At 48.6% G+C, this 541-nt stretch carries 1 protein-coding gene; it reads left to right on the top strand.

Going from position 1 to position 541, the window contains the following annotated elements; translation table 11 throughout:
• The coding region (gene trbC / locus R7O13_RS30215) for a type-F conjugative transfer system pilin assembly protein TrbC (protein WP_318305638.1) at positions 1-541 on the top strand (541 nt) is incomplete at its 3' end.

The following is a 541-nucleotide window of genomic DNA, read 5'->3' on the forward strand; positions in this document are numbered from 1 at the left end:
ATGTTAATGCCCCTGTTTTATAATCATTTTGCTCTGGCTAACATCGGTTATACTCAAGACGAGCTCAAAGCGCTCGCTAAGCTCGAACAACAAGTCGTTTCACAAGCGCCCTCTCTACAGACTCAACAAGTCATAGAAACGCAGCAGCAAACTAGCACCCAATTTATTGAGCATGCTAGGCAGCAAGCGATACAGTGGCAGGAGAAGCTCACCCCAAGCTCGCTACGAGGAATTACCAATATTCCCACACCGACCGAAAACCCAAATGCAGCCCCTACGGGTGTCATGGTGTTCGTCTCTCTGACCATGCCGGAAAGCAGCCTCAAAGCCTTATTGAGGCAAAGCGAGGTTTGGCAAGTGCCTTTGGTTATTCGAGGCGTGTTACCTGACGGCTTTACGGCCACAGCTAACACCATTCAATCCCTCCTACAAACAAACGAAAAAAAACCGATTAACAGCGGATTCGCCATCAATCCAGAGTGGTTTCAAACCTTCAACATTCAAGAAGTACCCACGTTCGTTGCGGTAAAGCCTGGGCGCT

It is taken from the genome of Vibrio sp. Y176 (genome assembly GCF_033438945.1).